This window comes from Deinococcus piscis (assembly GCF_014653275.1).
GTDB classification, from domain to species: domain Bacteria; phylum Deinococcota; class Deinococci; order Deinococcales; family Deinococcaceae; genus Deinococcus; species Deinococcus piscis.
Genome location: NZ_BNAL01000009.1, coordinates 32,848 through 48,689 on the forward strand (window position 1 = coordinate 32,848; position 15,842 = coordinate 48,689).

The 15,842-nt window shown below is 64.0% G+C and carries 14 protein-coding genes; 8 read left to right on the forward strand and 6 right to left on the reverse strand.

The features are described from left to right. Positions 1-108: 108 nt before the first annotated feature. A complete protein-coding gene (gltX, locus tag IE158_RS05195) occupies positions 109-1,554 on the forward strand; it encodes a glutamate--tRNA ligase (RefSeq protein ID WP_189642607.1) in 1,446 nt (481 codons plus the stop codon). A 73-nt stretch (positions 1,555-1,627) separates the two neighbouring features. Beyond that, a complete protein-coding gene (locus IE158_RS05200) occupies positions 1,628-2,623 on the forward strand; it encodes a polyprenyl synthetase family protein (RefSeq protein WP_189642608.1) in 996 nt (331 codons plus the stop codon). 43 nt (positions 2,624-2,666) lie between these two features. Here the strand turns inward: IE158_RS05200 and IE158_RS05205 are convergent, their stop codons facing one another. Genes IE158_RS05205 through ftsE form a run of 3 tightly spaced genes read right to left on the reverse strand, consistent with a single transcriptional unit; the run spans position 2,667 to position 5,850 of the window. Beyond that, entirely contained in the window at positions 2,667-4,280 is a 1,614-nt protein-coding gene (locus IE158_RS05205; protein WP_189642609.1) for a murein hydrolase activator EnvC family protein, read from the reverse strand. Next, complete coding sequence (locus tag IE158_RS05210; protein ID WP_229838908.1) at positions 4,277-5,158, reverse strand: cell division protein FtsX; 882 nt, start codon at positions 5,156-5,158, stop codon at positions 4,277-4,279. Before IE158_RS05210 ends, IE158_RS05205 begins: the two co-directional genes overlap by 4 nt. Next, positions 5,155-5,850 carry a cell division ATP-binding protein FtsE gene (ftsE, locus tag IE158_RS05215; RefSeq protein ID WP_189642647.1) on the reverse strand — a complete coding sequence of 232 codons (696 nt, stop codon included), beginning with the start codon at positions 5,848-5,850 and terminating at the stop codon, positions 5,155-5,157. Before ftsE ends, IE158_RS05210 begins: the two co-directional genes overlap by 4 nt. Before the next feature lie 143 nt (positions 5,851-5,993). On the opposite strand from ftsE, the gene IE158_RS05220 reads away from it, so the two are divergent. The 4 genes from IE158_RS05220 (at position 5,994) to IE158_RS05235 (ending at position 10,475) form a co-directional block, all read left to right on the forward strand. Further along, entirely contained in the window at positions 5,994-7,457 is a 1,464-nt protein-coding gene (locus tag IE158_RS05220; RefSeq protein WP_189642610.1) for a S41 family peptidase, read from the forward strand. A 406-nt stretch (positions 7,458-7,863) separates the two neighbouring features. Next, positions 7,864-9,189, forward strand: coding sequence for a dicarboxylate/amino acid:cation symporter (locus IE158_RS05225; protein ID WP_189642611.1), 1,326 nt, complete (start codon positions 7,864-7,866; stop codon positions 9,187-9,189). A 117-nt stretch (positions 9,190-9,306) separates the two neighbouring features. Then, the gene (locus IE158_RS05230) at positions 9,307-10,149 is read left to right on the forward strand and encodes an MBL fold metallo-hydrolase (RefSeq protein WP_189642612.1); all 843 of its coding nucleotides are present in this window, start codon (positions 9,307-9,309) and stop codon (positions 10,147-10,149) included. Beyond that, a complete protein-coding gene (locus IE158_RS05235) occupies positions 10,146-10,475 on the forward strand; it encodes a hypothetical protein (RefSeq protein WP_189642613.1) in 330 nt (109 codons plus the stop codon). Before IE158_RS05230 ends, IE158_RS05235 begins: the two co-directional genes overlap by 4 nt. Before the next feature lie 85 nt (positions 10,476-10,560). On the opposite strand, the gene IE158_RS05240 is transcribed toward IE158_RS05235, so the two are convergent. Then, entirely contained in the window at positions 10,561-11,085 is a 525-nt protein-coding gene (locus IE158_RS05240; protein WP_189642614.1) for a DUF4388 domain-containing protein, read from the reverse strand. 383 nt (positions 11,086-11,468) lie between these two features. Further along, the gene (locus tag IE158_RS13750; protein ID WP_373295827.1) at positions 11,469-11,918 is read right to left on the reverse strand and encodes a class I SAM-dependent methyltransferase; all 450 of its coding nucleotides are present in this window, start codon (positions 11,916-11,918) and stop codon (positions 11,469-11,471) included. 206 nt (positions 11,919-12,124) lie between these two features. Between IE158_RS13750 and IE158_RS05250 the strand changes: the two genes are divergently transcribed. Both IE158_RS05250 and IE158_RS05255 read left to right on the forward strand, forming a co-directional pair. Continuing rightward, positions 12,125-12,568: an NUDIX domain-containing protein gene (locus tag IE158_RS05250; protein ID WP_229838909.1), complete on the forward strand. Its 444-nt coding sequence runs from the start codon at positions 12,125-12,127 to the stop codon at positions 12,566-12,568. A gap of 34 nt (positions 12,569-12,602) precedes the next feature. Next, positions 12,603-15,290: a valine--tRNA ligase gene (locus IE158_RS05255; RefSeq protein WP_189642616.1), complete on the forward strand. Its 2,688-nt coding sequence runs from the start codon at positions 12,603-12,605 to the stop codon at positions 15,288-15,290. Positions 15,291-15,342: 52 nt separating this feature from the next. Here IE158_RS05255 and IE158_RS05260 read toward each other — a convergent pair whose 3' ends face one another. After that, entirely contained in the window at positions 15,343-15,816 is a 474-nt protein-coding gene (locus IE158_RS05260; RefSeq protein WP_189642617.1) for a hypothetical protein, read from the reverse strand. Positions 15,817-15,842: the final 26 nt, after the last annotated feature.

Here is a 15,842-nt window from a genome sequence, read left to right on the forward strand (position 1 = left end):
CAAAGTCTGGCCCGGTTGGGGCTACAGCAACCCGACCAGCTGCCAGCGTAGGCTTGTATCCCGGCGGAGACCCGCCAGGGCAAAAGGTCCACGCTATGCTGTCTCCCGATGTCTGACCAAGCTGCCGTCACCCGTATCGCTCCCAGTCCCACCGGCGACCCCCATGTGGGCACCGCCTATCAGGCGCTGTTCAACTCGGTGTTTGCCCGCCAGCAGGGTGGCCGGTTCATTGTCCGGATCGAGGACACGGACCGCAACCGCTACAACGCGGCCAGCGAGGGGCGCATTCTGGACATGCTCGACTGGCTGGGCATCGAGCCCGACGCCAGCCCCCGCCGCGAGGACGAGCGCGGGCCCTACACCCAGTCACAGCGGGCCGAGCTGCACCGGGGCTACGCCATGCAGCTGCTGGAGTCGGGCGCTGCCTACCGCGCCTTTGACACCCCGGAGGAACTGGAAGAACGCCGCCGGGCTGCCGAAGAGCGCAAAGACTCGTATCTGGGCTATGACCGGCGTGACCGGGCCCTGACCCGCGAGGAATCGGACCGCCGCGCCGCCGCTGGCGAGGAGTTCGTGATTCGCCTCAAAGCTCCGCTGGAAGGCCAAACCGTGGTGCGTGACCGCCTGCGCGGCGAAGTGGTGTTCGACAATGCCCAGCTGGACGACAAAGTGCTGCTCAAGCGCGACGGCTTTCCCACCTACCACCTGGCGGCGATGGTGGATGACCACCTGATGGGCGTGACCCACGTGATTCGCGCCGAGGAGTGGCTGACCTCAACCCCCATCCACAAGCTGATTCTGGAAGGGCTGGGCTGGCAGGAGCCGGAATGGATCCACACGCCCTGGCTGCTCTCAAGTGGCGGCAAGAAATATTCCAAGCGCCGGGGCGACCCCAGTGTGGAGGACTTCCGCCGCATGGGGATTTTGCCGGGAGCGCTGCTGAACTACCTGGGCATGATGGGCTGGAGCATGCCGAATGGCGAGGAAGTATTCAGCGTGGACGACATGGTGCGCGAGTTCAGCTGGGACCGCGTCAGCCTGGGCGGCTCGACCTTTGACGTGACCAAGCTGAAGTGGCTGAACGGCAAGTACCTGCGCGAAGTCCTGAGTGCAGACGAAGTCGTAGAGCGCGTAAAGGCCTACCTGAGCGAGTTCGGCGCAGGACTGCCCACAGACGACGAGGCCTACTTTGCCGCTGTGGTCCGCTTGATGATTCCGCGCCTGGAGACGCTGGGAGACTTCAGCGAGATGACCGGATATTTCTGGACCGACGACTACGCCACCGATGAGAAAGCCGCCAAAGCTCTGGCGCAGGCCGCCGACCTGCTCCCTGACCTGCGTGCGGCCCTGGAAGGCGTGAACGACTGGACCGCCGACAGTATCAAGCACGCCTTGCACGAGTACGCCGAAGCCCACGAGCTGAAGCTGGGCAAGGTGATGCCCCCAGTCCGCGCCGCTGTGGCGGGCACCATGCAGAGTCCGGACCTGGCCGAACTGCTGGAAGTGCTGGGGCGCGAGCGGGTACTGGCGCGGCTGGCACGGGCGGGGGGCTAAAAGCTAAAGGCAGGTGGCAGGCCAGCGGCTCCCTGCCTTCTGCTTTCTTCCTTCTGCCCTACACTGACCCTCAATGCGCCCCCACCTCCAACAGATGGCCCTATCGCTGCTACCCGACCCTGCTGCGGCGTCTCGTCCCGAACTGCGCGCCTTTTATGACATGCTGCGCGACTACCCTGAGCGCGGCGGCAAGGGCCTGCGCTCGGAGCTGCTGCTGCTCTCGGCGCGGGCACATGGGCTGGCAGAGGGCAGCCCCGGGTGGGAGCGGGCACTGTGGCTGGCGGCGGCGCTGGAGCTGTTTCAGAACTGGGTGCTGATTCACGATGACATCGTGGACGATTCGGACGAGCGGCGCGGCGCACCTGCACTACACAAGCTGCATGGTGTGTCGCTCGCGCTCAACACTGGCGACGCCCTGCACGCCTATATGTGGGCGGCGGTGCAGCGGGCAGGGCTAGAAGGGGGCTTCAGGGAGTTCCTGAGCATGATTCACCGCACCGCTGAGGGCCAGCATCTGGACGTGAGCTGGGTGGAGCACGGCGAATGGCACCTGACCCCAGACGATTATCTGGACATGGTGCGGCTCAAGACCGGCTTTTATACCATCGTGACCCCGCTGCGGCTGGGAGCGCTGGCGGCTGGGCAACCGCCGCACCCCGACTTTGAACCGGCGGGCCTGGCACTGGGCGCGGCTTTTCAGATTCGGGACGATGTGCTGAACCTGACCGGCGACCCGGCCAAATACGGCAAGGAAATCGGCGGCGACCTGCTGGAAGGCAAGCGCACGCTGGTAGTACTGCACTGGCTCCAGCACGCCCACGAAACCCGCCGCCACATCTTCTTGGACCAGATGCGCCAGTCACGGACGGACAAGGACCCGGCCATCATCTCGGACCTGCTCGGCTGGCTTCTGGAGAGCGACTCTATCGAATACGCTCAGCAGTTTGCCGGTGCCGAGGCGGCGCGGGGGCTGACGCTGCTACGCGGGGCACTGGTGCAGGCTCCAGACCAGAGCGCCGCCAGCGAACTCCTGGCCTTGATGGACACCCTGACCCGCCGCGAAGCCTGAACCCGGAGCGTCCTCAAACCCAGTGCCTTCAAACCCAGTGCCCTCAAAAGGGGGGCGGCAATGGCGTGCGTTCTCCGCCCTCTACCCGGCTCACTTGAAAAGCCATGGCATCTGGCCCAAAGACCGGGCTGCCACCGAGCTTGCCGAGCGCTGCGCCCGCTTTTAGCCGTTCTCCCACCTGCACTGCGGGTTCGTCCAGGCCCAGATACGCCGTGACCAGCCCTCCGCCGTGGTCCAGCAACACCACCCAGCCCAGCGAGCTGAAGGAGGTGACCGCCAAGACCACGCCTTCGCCGGAGGCGCTGGCAACCTGACCGGACCCGCCGCGAATCACCGCCCAGGGGCTGTCTGGCGTATAGGCTTCGCTGACCCGTCCACCCTCTACGGGGAAGGTCAAAGCGTCCAGCCGTCCACGCAGGGGGGCCAGCTGCGCTTCGGTCAGCTGCACCCGCGCTTCGGCCTGGGTACGGGCTTCAGCCAGCTGCTGCGGCGTAGGCGCAGGTTCCTGCAGCGGGACAGGAGCCTGCGGCACAATCCGCACGTCGCTGCTGGCCGCCGGAGCGGATGTCGGTGCAGCAGGGGTGCGGCCCGGTGCAGGACGGGGCGAGGCCGGGGACGCGGGCGCAGCAGACCGGGGCGCAGCCGCCTGAGGCGCAGGAGGTTGAGACGCGGGAGGCTGAGGTGCCGGGCTTTGGGACGCAGAAGCTTGGGGCCCAGAAGATTGGGGCGCAGCAGATTGAGAGGCTAGGCTTTGGGAGGCTGGCCCTGGCGTGGCCTGTCCACCCGAACCCGCTCCGGCGTCCTGCGCCGCCCGCAGCCGCGCAGCGGTCTCGGCTTCGCGTTGCCGCTGGGCTTCCAGGTCGCGCTGACGCTGGGCTGCCAGCTGCGCTTGCTGCTGCGCGGCGGCGTCCAGCAGGGTGTCAATATTCTGCCCTGTTTGGGCCAGCTCAGCGCGGCCCTGCAACTCCAGCAGGCGCTGACCAGCCGCCGTGCGGCGAAGGCCCGCCAGCAAGGTCTGAGACTCAGCCTGCCGGGCAGCCAGCTCTGCCAGGGCCTGTTGCCGCTGCGCCTGCAGGGTCTTCAGTTCGGCGCGGGTCTTTTCCTGGGCGGCCAATTCGCTCTCCAGCCGCTCGGCGTCGCGGTCCAGCTCGCGGATCAGGGCCACTTGCCGCTCGCCCGCGTAGTTGGCCCAGCGCAGCCGCAGCAGCAGCTCAGGCAAGGTCTGGGCCTGGGCCAGCAGGGCCAGATATTCGCCGGTGCGCTCACGGTAGAGCGCATCCAGGTGGAGTGTGATACCGCTCCGCAGCTGCCCCACCCGCGCCTGCAACGCCAGGATGTCGCGCTCGGTCACCCCCAAGCGGGTCTCGGTCTGCCGCAGCTTGAAGTCCAGCAGCCCAGACTGGCCACGCAGCTGGTCAATCTCGGCATTCAGCCGGTCCAGCTGGTTCAGTGTGGCCTGCTCCTCACTGCTCAGCGAAGCGAGTGACCCGCGAATTTCGGCCAGCAGGGCACGCTGGCGCTCACCCACCTCCTGCTGCTGTTCCAACTGTTGCTGCAAAGGGTCGGGAACTGGCGTCCCCTGCTGCGCCAGGGCCCACAGCGGCGCAGTCAGCAAGGCCAGCACAGGCAACCAGCGCCCGGCGGGCAAGGGCTTCATTCCAGCTCCCGCAGGTAGCGGCCCGACGCCAGCCAACCGCCCAGCAACCCCACGCCCGCACCCAGGGCGGCCAGTTGCAGCCACAAGGTCAGCAGGGGGCCGGTGCCTTGCAGCAGCGGCAACGCAGGCACCAGCTCGGCGGCGCGGGCACTCAGCAGCCCCGCCACCGGCAGCAAAATAATGCCCGCCAGCGCTGCACCGCCCAGCCCCAGCAGCAGCCCTTCAATCAGGTGCGGCCCCTGCACAAAGGAGCGCCGCGCCCCCAGCAGCCGCATCACATTGATCTCGCCCCGGCGCGCATACATGCTGACCTGCACCGCATTCAGAATGCTAAACAGCGTGCCGCCCAGCAGCAGGCCAATCAGCAGGCCGCCCGCTGCCCGCAGGGTCCGCAGGGTCCCCAGCGCCTGGTCCACGTACCCGGCCCCGAACTCCACCGATTCCACGCCCCTGAGCATCCCAGCGGCGGCAGCCACCACGCGGGTCTGGTCCACACTGGTCACCCGCAGGCGCAAGGTGGCTGGAAAAGGGTTGCCCGCCAGCTGCGCAGCCTCGGCAGTGTAGGGATAGTCGCGGGTCATTTCGGCCAGCACCTGCTCGGGGCTGAGCAGCTCAGCCTGCGCCACACCAGCCATGCCCTCAGCATGCTTGAGCAGCGCGGGGCCGTCCGCTCCCGGTTCCAGAAAAGCCGCCACTTCCACCTGCCGCTCCAAACCCGCCAGGGTGCGGTTCAGGTTTTGCCCGGCCAACAGCACAGCGCCCAGCACCAACAGGGTGAGGGTAATGGTGGTCAGGGTCGACAGCACCGCTGTGAGGTTGGCCCGCATAGACGCCAGGGCCGATTGCAGGTGCTCACTCAGGGCGTGCAGCAGGCTCACAGTTCGTAGCCTCCCTCGGCGTCGTCGCGGACGAGCTCGCCCCGGCGCAGGGTCAGGGTGCGGTGGCGGCGCGACTCCACCAGCTCGCGGGCGTGGGTGGCGACCAGCACCGTGGTGCCGCTCTCATTCACCCGCTCCAGCACGCGCAGCACATCGCGGCTGTTCTCCGGGTCCAGGTTGCCGGTGGGTTCGTCGGCCAGCAGCAGGGCCGGGGCCCCGACCACAGCGCGGGCAATCGCCACCCGCTGCTGCTCACCCTGCGAAAGCTGGCGCGGCAAGGCAGCACGCTTGTGTTCCAGACCCACCAGACGCAGCGCCGTGCCCACCCGCTCATTCCAGGTGCCCAGCGACGAGACGCGTGGGGCCTCGGTCACGCGCAGCGCGAACGCCACGTTCTGGTACGCGGTCAGCTGCGGGAGCAGCATATTTTCCTGAAAGATGATGCCCATGCGCCGCCGCAGCACCGACACGCGCCCGCCCCGGTAGCGGTTCAGTGGCTCGCCCGCCACCCGCACCTCGCCTTCGGTGGGCAAAGCCCGCTTGAGCAGCAAGCTCATGAAGCTGCTTTTGCCAGCGCCCGAATGCCCGATCAGGTACACGAACTCGCCGCGCGCCACCTCGGTGGTGACCCGGCTCAGGGCCAGCGTGCGGGTCGAGGGGTACTGCAACGACACCTGGTCGAAGTGAATCATGGGCGGAACCGTTCCTGTCACGGACCGCAGCATACCGGCCCAGGAGTCACGGCTTTCTTTCTGGTCTTTTCCGCCCGTTTCTGCTCCTCCATACCCCCAACTGTGCTTACCGCTTCCTAACCCGCTGCGCTTACACTGGGCGGGTGAACAGAAATCAAGTGTTACTTCTTTCGGGTGCGCTGGCCGGCACTGCGGCTGTCGGCTACGCCCAGATGACGGGCTACTCGTCCGCCGACCTGCTCCGCACTGCCTCAGGCCGCAGCTTTACGCAGGTGCTGGACCTGCTGGAGCGCAACTACCTGTACGAAGTCGACGAAGACGCCGTAATGCGCGGGGCGATTCAGGGGGCGCTGGGCGCACTGGACGACGAATTCACCTACTACGAGCCTCCCGAGGACAACGAAATTGATGCCGCCAACCTCGAAGGCCAGTTCTACGGCATCGGCGTGGTACTGGAGGGTGACCGCAGCGGCAAGGGTGTGCGGGTAGGCACTGTGTACCAGGGCGGCGCAGCATTTGGCGCGGGTGTGCAGATGGGCGACATCTTTCTGGAAGTGGACGGCAAGGATGTGCGGGCCGCCACCACCACCGAGGTGGTCAAGCTAGTCCGTGGCAAGCAGGGTATGCCGGTCACCATTACCTTTGCGCGTGGCGGCAATCCATACACCGTCACCATGAAGCGCAAGGAAGTGCCCAACGTCAGCGTAGAAACAGCTGTACTGGACGGCGGCGTGGGCTACATTGCCCTGACCAGCTTCTACAACAAGCGCGCCTCTGAGCAGTTCCAAGCGGCGGTGCAGGAAATGAAGGCGCGGGGCGTCACCCAGCTGATTCTGGACATGCGCGACAACGGCGGCGGCTTGCTGAATGCGGGCGTGGACGTGGCCGACCAGTTTATGCAGCAGGGCCCCATCGTTTCGCTGCGCCAGAAAGACGGCAAGAACCGCCTGTACGGTGAAGCCGAAGCCAGCGCGGGCGACTATCAGGGCAAGCTGGTCGTACTGGTCAACCGCAACAGCGCCAGCGCCTCGGAAGTGGTGAGCGGAGCGCTGCAAGACGTGAAGCGGGCCACCGTCATCGGTGAAAAGACCTTCGGCAAGGGGGTCGCTCAGCTGCCCTTCGACACTCCTGATGGTGGCCGGGTGGCGATTGTCAACAGCGAGTGGGTGACTCCGAATGGCCGCCGCATCAACAAAGAAGGCATCCTGCCCGACATTCTGGTCAAGGACACCCGCTTCCCGGTGCCGCTGAACTTCGCTGGCAGTGGCGTCAAGCCCGGCACCGAGCTGACCCTGCTGGTGGACGGCCAGGAAGTCAAGGCCAAAGCCGCCGACGACGGTGTCTTCAAATATGTCGGGGAGTTCGCCCACCGCGAGCGCAGCGCCGTGCAGGGCCAGGCCACGGTGGACCTCCAGGCCGACCAGCAGCTGCGCGCCGCCCTGGAGTACCTGCGTACCGGCAGCGTCAGCAAAGACCTTCAGATGACCGCCGAAGAAGCCAAGAAGCAGCAGGAAAAGCAGGCAGACGGCGAGGAAACGCCCGAGCTGCCCCAGGCGGCCCCCACACCCACGCCCCCTGCGGTGACCCCAGCTCCCGCTCAGCCCTGAGCCAGAAACCCCAGCTCCAAAGAGAAGCTCCCGCGCCTGAGCAAAGGTCGCGGGGGCTCTTTTTCGATTCTGGGCTTGATGTCTAAGGCGGCCAAAGGGCCGCTGCACGGGGAGAACAACAAATTGACAGCGGGGCAAACATTCCCGCATAGTAACTCTACTTTCTGTATATCCTTGCATCCCTGACGGAAATGTCACTGCACCGGAACCTACACGGAAGCCCACCCATAGAAAAGCTCTGCGCCGCTGCCTTTTTGGCGTGCCTTCGGAGGTGACCGCTGGCCCCGATCAGCGCCTCCACCATGCCTGGCGCTGCCCAGTGTCCCTGGAACACACAGCCCCGGCCCACGGCAGCCAGGACTTTATCTCTACCATTTCCACCACCATTTGTTCCAAGGAGACTTTTATGACTGCATGGAGAAACCTGTCCCTCAGTACCCAGATTCTGGCCGCGCTGATTGCCGGCCTGATCGTGGGGTTGCTGTTCAACTTCCTGTCACCCAGCTTGCCAGTCCTGGCCACCATCAATACGCAGGTGTTCGGCACCATCGGCAACCTGTTTATGTCGGCGCTCAAGCTGCTGGTGGTGCCGCTGGTGTTCGTGTCGCTGGTGGTAGGCACCACTTCGCTCTCTGACCCGGCCAAACTGGGCCGCTTGGGCGTGGGCACCATGCTGTTTTATCTGGCAACCACGGCGTTTGCCATCGTGCTGGCACTGATCGGGGCCAAAATCGTGAACCCCGGTGTAGGCGTCAACATGGCGCTGCCCAGTGGCTACGAGGCTCCAGAGGCCCCGCCAGTCAGTGAGGTGCTGGTGGGCATCGTTCCGAGCAACCCGGTAGCCGCGCTGGCCGAGGGCAACATGCTCCAGATCATCTTCTTCGCCATTTTGCTGGGCCTGGCCATCATGCTGTCGGGCAAGCCGGGCGAGCGCATCAAGGCAGCCTTCGAGGACTGGAACCATGTGGTGATGCAAATCGTGAACATCGTGATGGTGTTTGCGCCTATCGGGGTGTTTGCGCTGATGGCGGGCGTGGTCGCCAAACTGGGCTTTGAGAGCCTTGCGCCGCTGCTCAAGTACTTCATGACCGTGCTGGTCGTGCTGCTGATCCACCTGTTTATCAGCTACCCGCTACTGCTCAAGCTGTTCAGTGGGCTGAATCCCGTCACTTTTATCAAGAAGATGCGCCCGGCGATGCTGTTTGCCTTTTCGACCTCCAGCTCCAACGCCACTATCCCGGTCAACCTGCGCACCGCCCGCGAAGCTCTGGGCGTGCCCAACCAGATTTCCAGCTTTACCATTCCGCTGGGGGCCACCATCAACATGGACGGCACCGCCATCATGCAGGGCGTGGCCGTGATTTTTATCGCGCAGGTGTACGGCATTGACCTGACGCTGGCGCAGCTGGGCACCGTGGTCATCATGGCCGTGCTGGCCTCGGTGGGCACAGCGGGCGTGCCGGGCGTGGGCCTGGTCATGCTGGCCACCGTGCTGACCCAGGTGGGCGTGCCGGTAGAAGGCATTGCCATGATTATCGGTATTGACCGCCTGCTGGACATGACCCGCACCGCTGTGAACATCACCGGCGACGCGGCTGTCACGGCCATCATGGCCAAGCGCGAAGGGGTGCTGGACGAGGCCATGTACAACGACCCCCGCGCCCAGGTCGAACTGGACGCCGATGAGCTGGGCAAGGAGCACGGAGGTCCCCGCACCGAGCAAACAATCTGAGGGACTGCCGATTTGCCTGCTCCTCCCCACCGGCGGGAGGGGCTTTTTTTTGACGGCCCGCCACCCTACTTCGTGACTCGCTTCGCTCGCGGGAACGATTTTTGCCATACTCTCCCTATGGCATGGACAACCCAGAAGCGGGTGGGCGACGCAACGGTGACCACCCTGACCGACGGCTGCTTTCGGCTGGATGGCGGCGCGATGTTCGGCACCATTCCCAAGGTGCTGTGGAACGACCTGAACCCCGCCGACGAGCTGAACCGCATCAGCCTACGAATCAACCCGCTGCTGATTCAGCTGGACGGGCGCAACATCCTGATTGAGAGCGGATTCTGGGACCAGGGTGGCGAAAAGTTCGAGCATATGTACGCGCTGGACCGTGACGAGACGGTGTTCCGGGGACTGGGCGAGGTGGGTCTGAGTCCCGACGACATCCACATCGTGATCAACACCCACCTGCACTTTGACCACGCGGGGCGCAACGTGACCCCGGCGGGCGAGCCCACCTTTCCGAACGCCCGCTATGTGGTGCAGCGCCAGGAGCTGCATGACGCCCGCCACGCCCACGAGCGCAGCCGTGCCAGCTATATCGCGGCTTACTTTGAGCCGATTGCCGACGCGGGAATGTTCGACGTGGTGGACGGTGAAGCGGAGATTGTGCCAGGCGTGAGCGTCCTGCCGCTGCCGGGCCACAACCTCGGCCAGCAGGGCGTGGTGCTGCGCTCCGGCGGCGACATGCTGGTGTATCCCGCTGACCTGATCGCCACCGCCGCCCACGCGCCTTATCCTTACGTGATGGGCTACGACCTGTATCCAGTGACCTGTCTGGAAATGCGCAAAAAGTATCTGCCGCAGTGGTTTGAGGAAGACGCCATGATCTGCCCACCGCACGACCCACAGCTGGCCTTCGGGCGGCTAAAAGAGGCGAAGCGCGGCTTTACCCTGGAAGCGCTGGAATGAACGCCGACCCTGCTCAGGACGCGGGCCGCATCACCTTTCCCAGCTTGCCCGCAGTGCCGGTGCCACGGTCATGCAGCCTGGACCCGGCGCTCTACGCACTGGACTGGGTGCTGAACTGGGCAGCTGACGTAAACGTGGCGGGGCAGCCGCACGCCGCCGTGCCCGTCTTTCCTCTGCTGCGCCGCATCCGGCATGACCCGGCGACCTATGGGGTCAGCCCCGCCGAAGCCCAGGCCGCCGCCGAGCGGTTCATGGCCGAAGCCACAGCGGCCCTGGAAGCCGAGGGCGGACGGCGCGAGTGGCTGGAGCGGGAATTCGGCGTCTAACGCAGTTCTCTGCCGCGCAGCAAGGCCAAATAGAGCGATGTCAATACGCGTTGTTTTTTGTTCTTTGGGGGAAAACGGAGGCAACTCAGCGCGCAACAATCAGACCAGCCTGCTCAAACTGCCGCAGCGTGCCCAGCAACAGCCGGGGGGGCAGGTTGCCCTGGTCCACCATCTCGCTGATACTCAGGCCACGCTCTATGCTGCGCAGCACCCGGAACTGCTGTCGGTTGACCGGCAAACGGTCATTCCACTGCAGCGTGAAATCAAAGGGCTGGGTCCAATCACTGTACTCGGCCAACAGCGGCTTCCAGGCTTCGGTCTCCTGAAACAACTGGCGCAGCGCCAGGTCGCCCGCCAGGGACAACGTTTCGTAGGCGGGGGCCTGTAAACCGTCAAACTGAAATTCGCCGCTCTCGGTGGTGGTCAGCAGCTGCATGGCGCTCTCGCCCTCCAACTGCCCCGCGGTGGCATGCACGATGGTGCCTTCATGGAACCACAGCTGCCCGGTGCGCGGCTCTCCGTGAACATCCAACCGGCCAGTATGTCCCGACGCCATCAGCATTTGCAGGACCGACAAGAAGGGAAACACCGAGAAATTGCCAGCGATCATGCTTCCCAGTGTAGAAGAATGCACCTCACATTTTCTCTACTGCCGGGACATCCCCAGCTCCGGCGTCGCTCGGAAATGTTCCAAGTGCAGCGCACTGGGGCTGGCCGGAGTCTGGTGCTGGAAGGCACAGGCCTGCATCTGCTCCCGGTCAAGGCAGGTGGAACATACAACCCGGCGGCGGGCCATTAGGAGAAATTCCTGGGCCTGATACGTGCTGCCGTCACGTACACGCACGCCTTCACGCCTGGACTCAGTGAGGACCTCAATTTTGGATCCGGGGAGCAGGCGTGAGGCTTCTTCCTCACTGACCAGCACGCGCCTTCCTGGCGGCAACAGTTCATCTTCCGAACCGAATAGAACGGCAGCTACGATACCGTTGACGCTTACACTTTGCCCGATTCTCCGCCACGCCTTCTCGCAGACCTCCGGCGATGCAAAGGGCAGGCTGAGTACTCCTTAGTCCTCTCCTGCACCAGTTGAATGTTCTCAGGTGAAATATCGAGCGCTGTGACTTGCCAACCCTCTTGGAGTAAAGCCAGCACATAGTGACCGGAGCCGCAGCCGAGGTGGATGGCCGTGTCAACTCGTGGCCGGGGCTTCTCGTCCAGCAACTTTAGAGCGCAGCGTATTCCTTCCAGAATGAAGCGGGTGTCATTTCGCACAGTGTCGGGAGTTTGCTCCCAGGCCAGCCCACCCTCTACAATCGAGTCAGCAACGACTGGGAGGAGTACCCCCTCACCCCCCAAAGAGAGCGCGGGCCGTGGCTGAGAGCCTGCGTGGGAAGGGAAGCGGAGAAAGTCGCCCACGAGCCAGAACGGCAGAAATCCCCGCATGATGAACCTGGGGAGAGTAGACCCGTCCGGGTGCGCCCGACACAGCGCGTCACGAGTGCCTGCATGAACGTGCAGGAAGCGCGGTGGTAACGCGGGACTTCTCCGACTTTCAAACGTCTACGTCTCGTCCGCATACGGAGCAGGCCGTGCGGGCGAGGCGTTTTGTGTTTTGCAGAAGGCAAAAGGCAAAGAGAGGCGGTGAAGATGTGATTACGTTCTACGGCACTCAGGCACAGGCGCGGGCAGACGCTGCGGCGCGGTCCTTACGTGAAAAGGTGCTGTGCTTTGTGGTGCGTGAGCGTGAGCTGCTGGTGTTTGACCATGTTCCAGACGGCGGCGCAGGCGTCCAGGTCGTGGCCGGTGGTGTAGAGGCAGCCGAAGCACCTGAAGCGGCTGCGGTGCGCGAACTTCGGGAGGAATCTGGTCTCCAACTGAGCAAGCCGCAGTACCTCTGCTCGTACCTGTGGGAAGCGCAGCTCCCGCACCGCTTCACGCGCATACCTACGCCTTTGCTGCGCCTGATAGCCTCCCCGACGAATGGCAGCACCACGCCGACGGGCATCTGTTTTCCTTCCACTGGGCCGACCTCGCAGACCCCAAGCTGGACTGGGAGATGGATGCGGCATTGCCTCACCTCCTTAGACATTTAGACCCTCAGACCCTTAGACCTCCAAAGGAGCATCCATGACCGACCCCACCCAAAACACTTCCGCCCTCCCCGCACAGTTCGACCCCGCCGCCACTGAGCCGAAGTGGGCCACGCTCTGGCGTGAGCAGCCGTTCAAGGCCGACGCACACAGCGACAAGCCTCCCTTCACCATCGTGATTCCCCCGCCCAACGTCACCGGCAACCTGCACCTGGGCCACGCGCTGGACAACACCCTGATTGACACCCTGATTCGCTACAAGCGCATGGCGGGCTTCGAGGCGCTGTACCTGCCGGGCATGGACCACGCGGGCATCAGCACGCAGGTGATGGTGGAGCGGCAGCTCAAGGATCAGGGCACGGACCGCCACGCGCTGGGCCGCGACAAGTTTCTGGAAAAAGTCTGGGAGTGGAAAGAAGAGTACGGCGGCGTCATTCTGGACCAGCTGACCCGCCTGGGCGTCAGCGCCGACTGGAGCCGCGAGCGCTTCACGATGGACGAGGGCCTCAGCCGCGCCGTGCGCAAGCAGTTTGTGGACCTGTACCACGACGGCCTGGCCTACCGGGGCGAGCGCATGGTGAACTGGGACCCGGTCAGCCAGACCACGCTCAGCGAGCTGGAGATTGACCGCGAGGAGCGCCAGGGCAAAATGTACACCCTGTCGTACCGGCTTGAAGATGCCAGCGAGCGCGAAAGCAACGGCGACGCGGGTGAAATCCGGATTGCCACCGTGCGGCCCGAAACCATCTTCGCGGACCAGGCGATTGCCGTGCATCCCGAAGACGCGCGCTTCCGCCATCTGGTCGGCAAGCAGGCCCGCATTCCATTGACCGAGCGCTGGATTCCCATCATTGCCGATGAAGCCGTCGAGATGGACTTTGGTGTGGGGGCACTGAAAATCACCCCAGCACACGACCCCACCGACTTTGAAGTGGGCGAGCGCCACGGCCTAGAGCGCCCCAGCGTGATCGACCTGACCGGCAACCTGGCGGGCGAACTGGTGCCCGCCGAGTTCCAGGGGCTGGAGCGCTTCGAGGCCCGCAAAAGTGTGGTGAGGGCGCTGCGCGAAAGCGGCGACCTGCTAGAAGAAAAAGACCATAAGACCGCGATTGGCCTGAGCGAGCGCACCAAAGTGCCGGTGGAACCGATTATCTCCGAGCAGTGGTTCGTGAACGTCAAACCGCTAGCCGAGCGCGTGCTGAAGGGTCTGGACAACGGCGACATGCGCCTGACCCCCGCCCGCCACGAGAAAATTAACCGCGACTGGTTGGAAAATATCCGTGATTGGAACATCTCAAGGCAGCTGTGGTGGGGCCACCAGATTCCCGTGTGGTACGACGAGGAAGGCAACATCTACGTGCCGGACCGGGACAACCCCGACCTCGACTGTGACAAAGACCCCCGCTACGCCCACCTCAATCTGCGCCGCGACCCGGACGTGTTCGACACCTGGTTCAGCTCTAACCTGTGGCCTTTTTCCACGTTGGGCTGGCCCGACACGGACGCCCCCGACTTCCGCAAGTTCTACCCCACCTCGGTGCTGGTGACCGGCTACGACATCCTGTTCTTCTGGGTGGCACGCATGCAGATGGCTGCCTATGAGCACACCGGCCAGGCCCCCTTCCGCGACATCATGCTGCACGGGCTGTATCTGGACGAAAAGGGCCAGAAGATGTCCAAGAGCAAGGGCAACGGCATTGACCCGCTGGAGCTGTTCGGGCAGTACGGGGTGGACGCCTGCCGCTTTGCCTTTACCTTCCTGAGTACCGGCGGGCAGGACATCCGCCACGATGACCGCCGCTATGAGCAGGGCCGCAACTTTGCCAACAAGTTGTGGAACGCGACCCGCTTTGCGCTGATGCGCCTCGAAGGCGTCACGCTGCCGCAGGAAGACCCGGCCACAGCCCTGCGTGAACTGAAGGCGGACGGTGAGCTGAGTCTGGCGGACCGCTGGATTATCAGCCGCCTGAACGCCGTGAGCGCCGAAGCAAGCGCCCAGCTGGACGACCTGGACATCGGCGCGGCGATTCGCACGCTGTACGCCTTTGCCTGGGACGAGTTCTGTGACTGGTACATCGAGGCCAGCAAGCCTGCGCTCGAAACGGGCAACGTGCAGACGGCCCGCGTCCTGAAAGCTGTGCTGGCGCAGATTCTGAAGCTGCTGCATCCCTTTATGCCGTTTATCACCTCCGAGCTGTACGCCGCGCTGGGCTATGAGGGCCAAATCGCCCTGAGCGAGTGGCCCCGCAGTGACGCCGCCCTACACGACGCCGAAGCCACCCGCGCTTTTGACGCGCTGCGTGCCGCCGTGAATGCCGCCCGCAGCCTCAAGAACGAGCTGGGCCTCTCGCCCCAGGACCGCCTGAGCGTGGTGGTCGAAGGTGACCTGAAAGACGTGGTTCACGCCAACGCCCGCGTGGTGGGGCAGATGGCCCGCGTGGACCTGGTGGACACGCTAGAAGGCCGCACCCTCAGTCAAGTCGAACAGGGCGTGACCATCCTCGCGCCGCTGGAAGGCACCGTGGACGTGGACGAGTGGCTGGGCAAGCAGCGTAAGCGCCTGGCCGAGTTCGAGAAGCAGATCAAGCAGGCGCAGGGCAAGCTGAGCAACGAGCGCTTCGTGGCGAACGCCCCCGCCGAGGTGATTGAAGAAGAGCGCAGGCGCGTGGAGGACTTCGGCAAGCAGAAGGAAAGATTAGAAGGGGTGCTGAAGCAGTTCGAGTGATTGAGGGTTGAAGGAAAGAGGCCCGCTGCCCTGAGGAGGGGTGGCGGGTTTTTTATGGTTTGATGTTCGGATATTGAGCGAAAAAGCGGGCACGCCGCTCTTTGCTGAAGAACACCACAAGATTATCGGCCATGCCGTCAATGATTTCGGGATTTTGGCGATCAACCTCAGCAGTGACGATAAAAACGGTCTTCTCGCCCACGTACAGTATGATTTCACCAAGCAATATCTCTAGACCTTTGAGCGGTTCTCCAATAAGCGCTTTCCAGTCAGGGTGTTCCGATACGCCTTCAAAAACTCCACCGGTCAGGTAATCCACCATTCGCCCAATCCGAACCGTAATCCCCTTTTCGTCGGCAGTATCCCAAGTGATGAAGAAATATCCCATATCAAAGATGAGCTCCACGCCTTGCCCAACATCGTGCGTGCCCAAATGGTTCAGATCAATATTCGCATCGCATGGCGGGCGATAGTAGACAATGCGCCGGAGCGGCTGATGGAGAAAGGAAGCAAGGTCAGGCAACACAAATCTATTTTGAACTTTTGCTCTTA

What these genes read in the sequence shown, in the direction of transcription:
- gltX (WP_189642607.1), top strand. Translation starts at nt 109, where the DNA reads ATGTCTGACCAAGCTGCCGTCACCCGTATCGCTCCCAGTCCCACCGGC.
- IE158_RS05200 (WP_189642608.1), top strand. Translation starts at nt 1,628, where the DNA reads ATGCGCCCCCACCTCCAACAGATGGCCCTATCGCTGCTACCCGACCCT.
- IE158_RS05205 (WP_189642609.1), bottom strand. Translation starts at nt 4,280, where the DNA reads ATGAAGCCCTTGCCCGCCGGGCGCTGGTTGCCTGTGCTGGCCTTGCTG.
- ftsE (WP_189642647.1), bottom strand. Translation starts at nt 5,850, where the DNA reads ATGATTCACTTCGACCAGGTGTCGTTGCAGTACCCCTCGACCCGCACG.
- IE158_RS05225 (WP_189642611.1), top strand. Translation starts at nt 7,864, where the DNA reads ATGACTGCATGGAGAAACCTGTCCCTCAGTACCCAGATTCTGGCCGCG.
- IE158_RS05230 (WP_189642612.1), top strand. Translation starts at nt 9,307, where the DNA reads ATGGCATGGACAACCCAGAAGCGGGTGGGCGACGCAACGGTGACCACC.
- IE158_RS05235 (WP_189642613.1), top strand. Translation starts at nt 10,146, where the DNA reads ATGAACGCCGACCCTGCTCAGGACGCGGGCCGCATCACCTTTCCCAGC.
- IE158_RS05240 (WP_189642614.1), bottom strand. Translation starts at nt 11,085, where the DNA reads ATGATCGCTGGCAATTTCTCGGTGTTTCCCTTCTTGTCGGTCCTGCAA.
- IE158_RS13750 (WP_373295827.1), bottom strand. Translation starts at nt 11,918, where the DNA reads ATGCGGGGATTTCTGCCGTTCTGGCTCGTGGGCGACTTTCTCCGCTTC.
- IE158_RS05255 (WP_189642616.1), top strand. Translation starts at nt 12,603, where the DNA reads ATGACCGACCCCACCCAAAACACTTCCGCCCTCCCCGCACAGTTCGAC.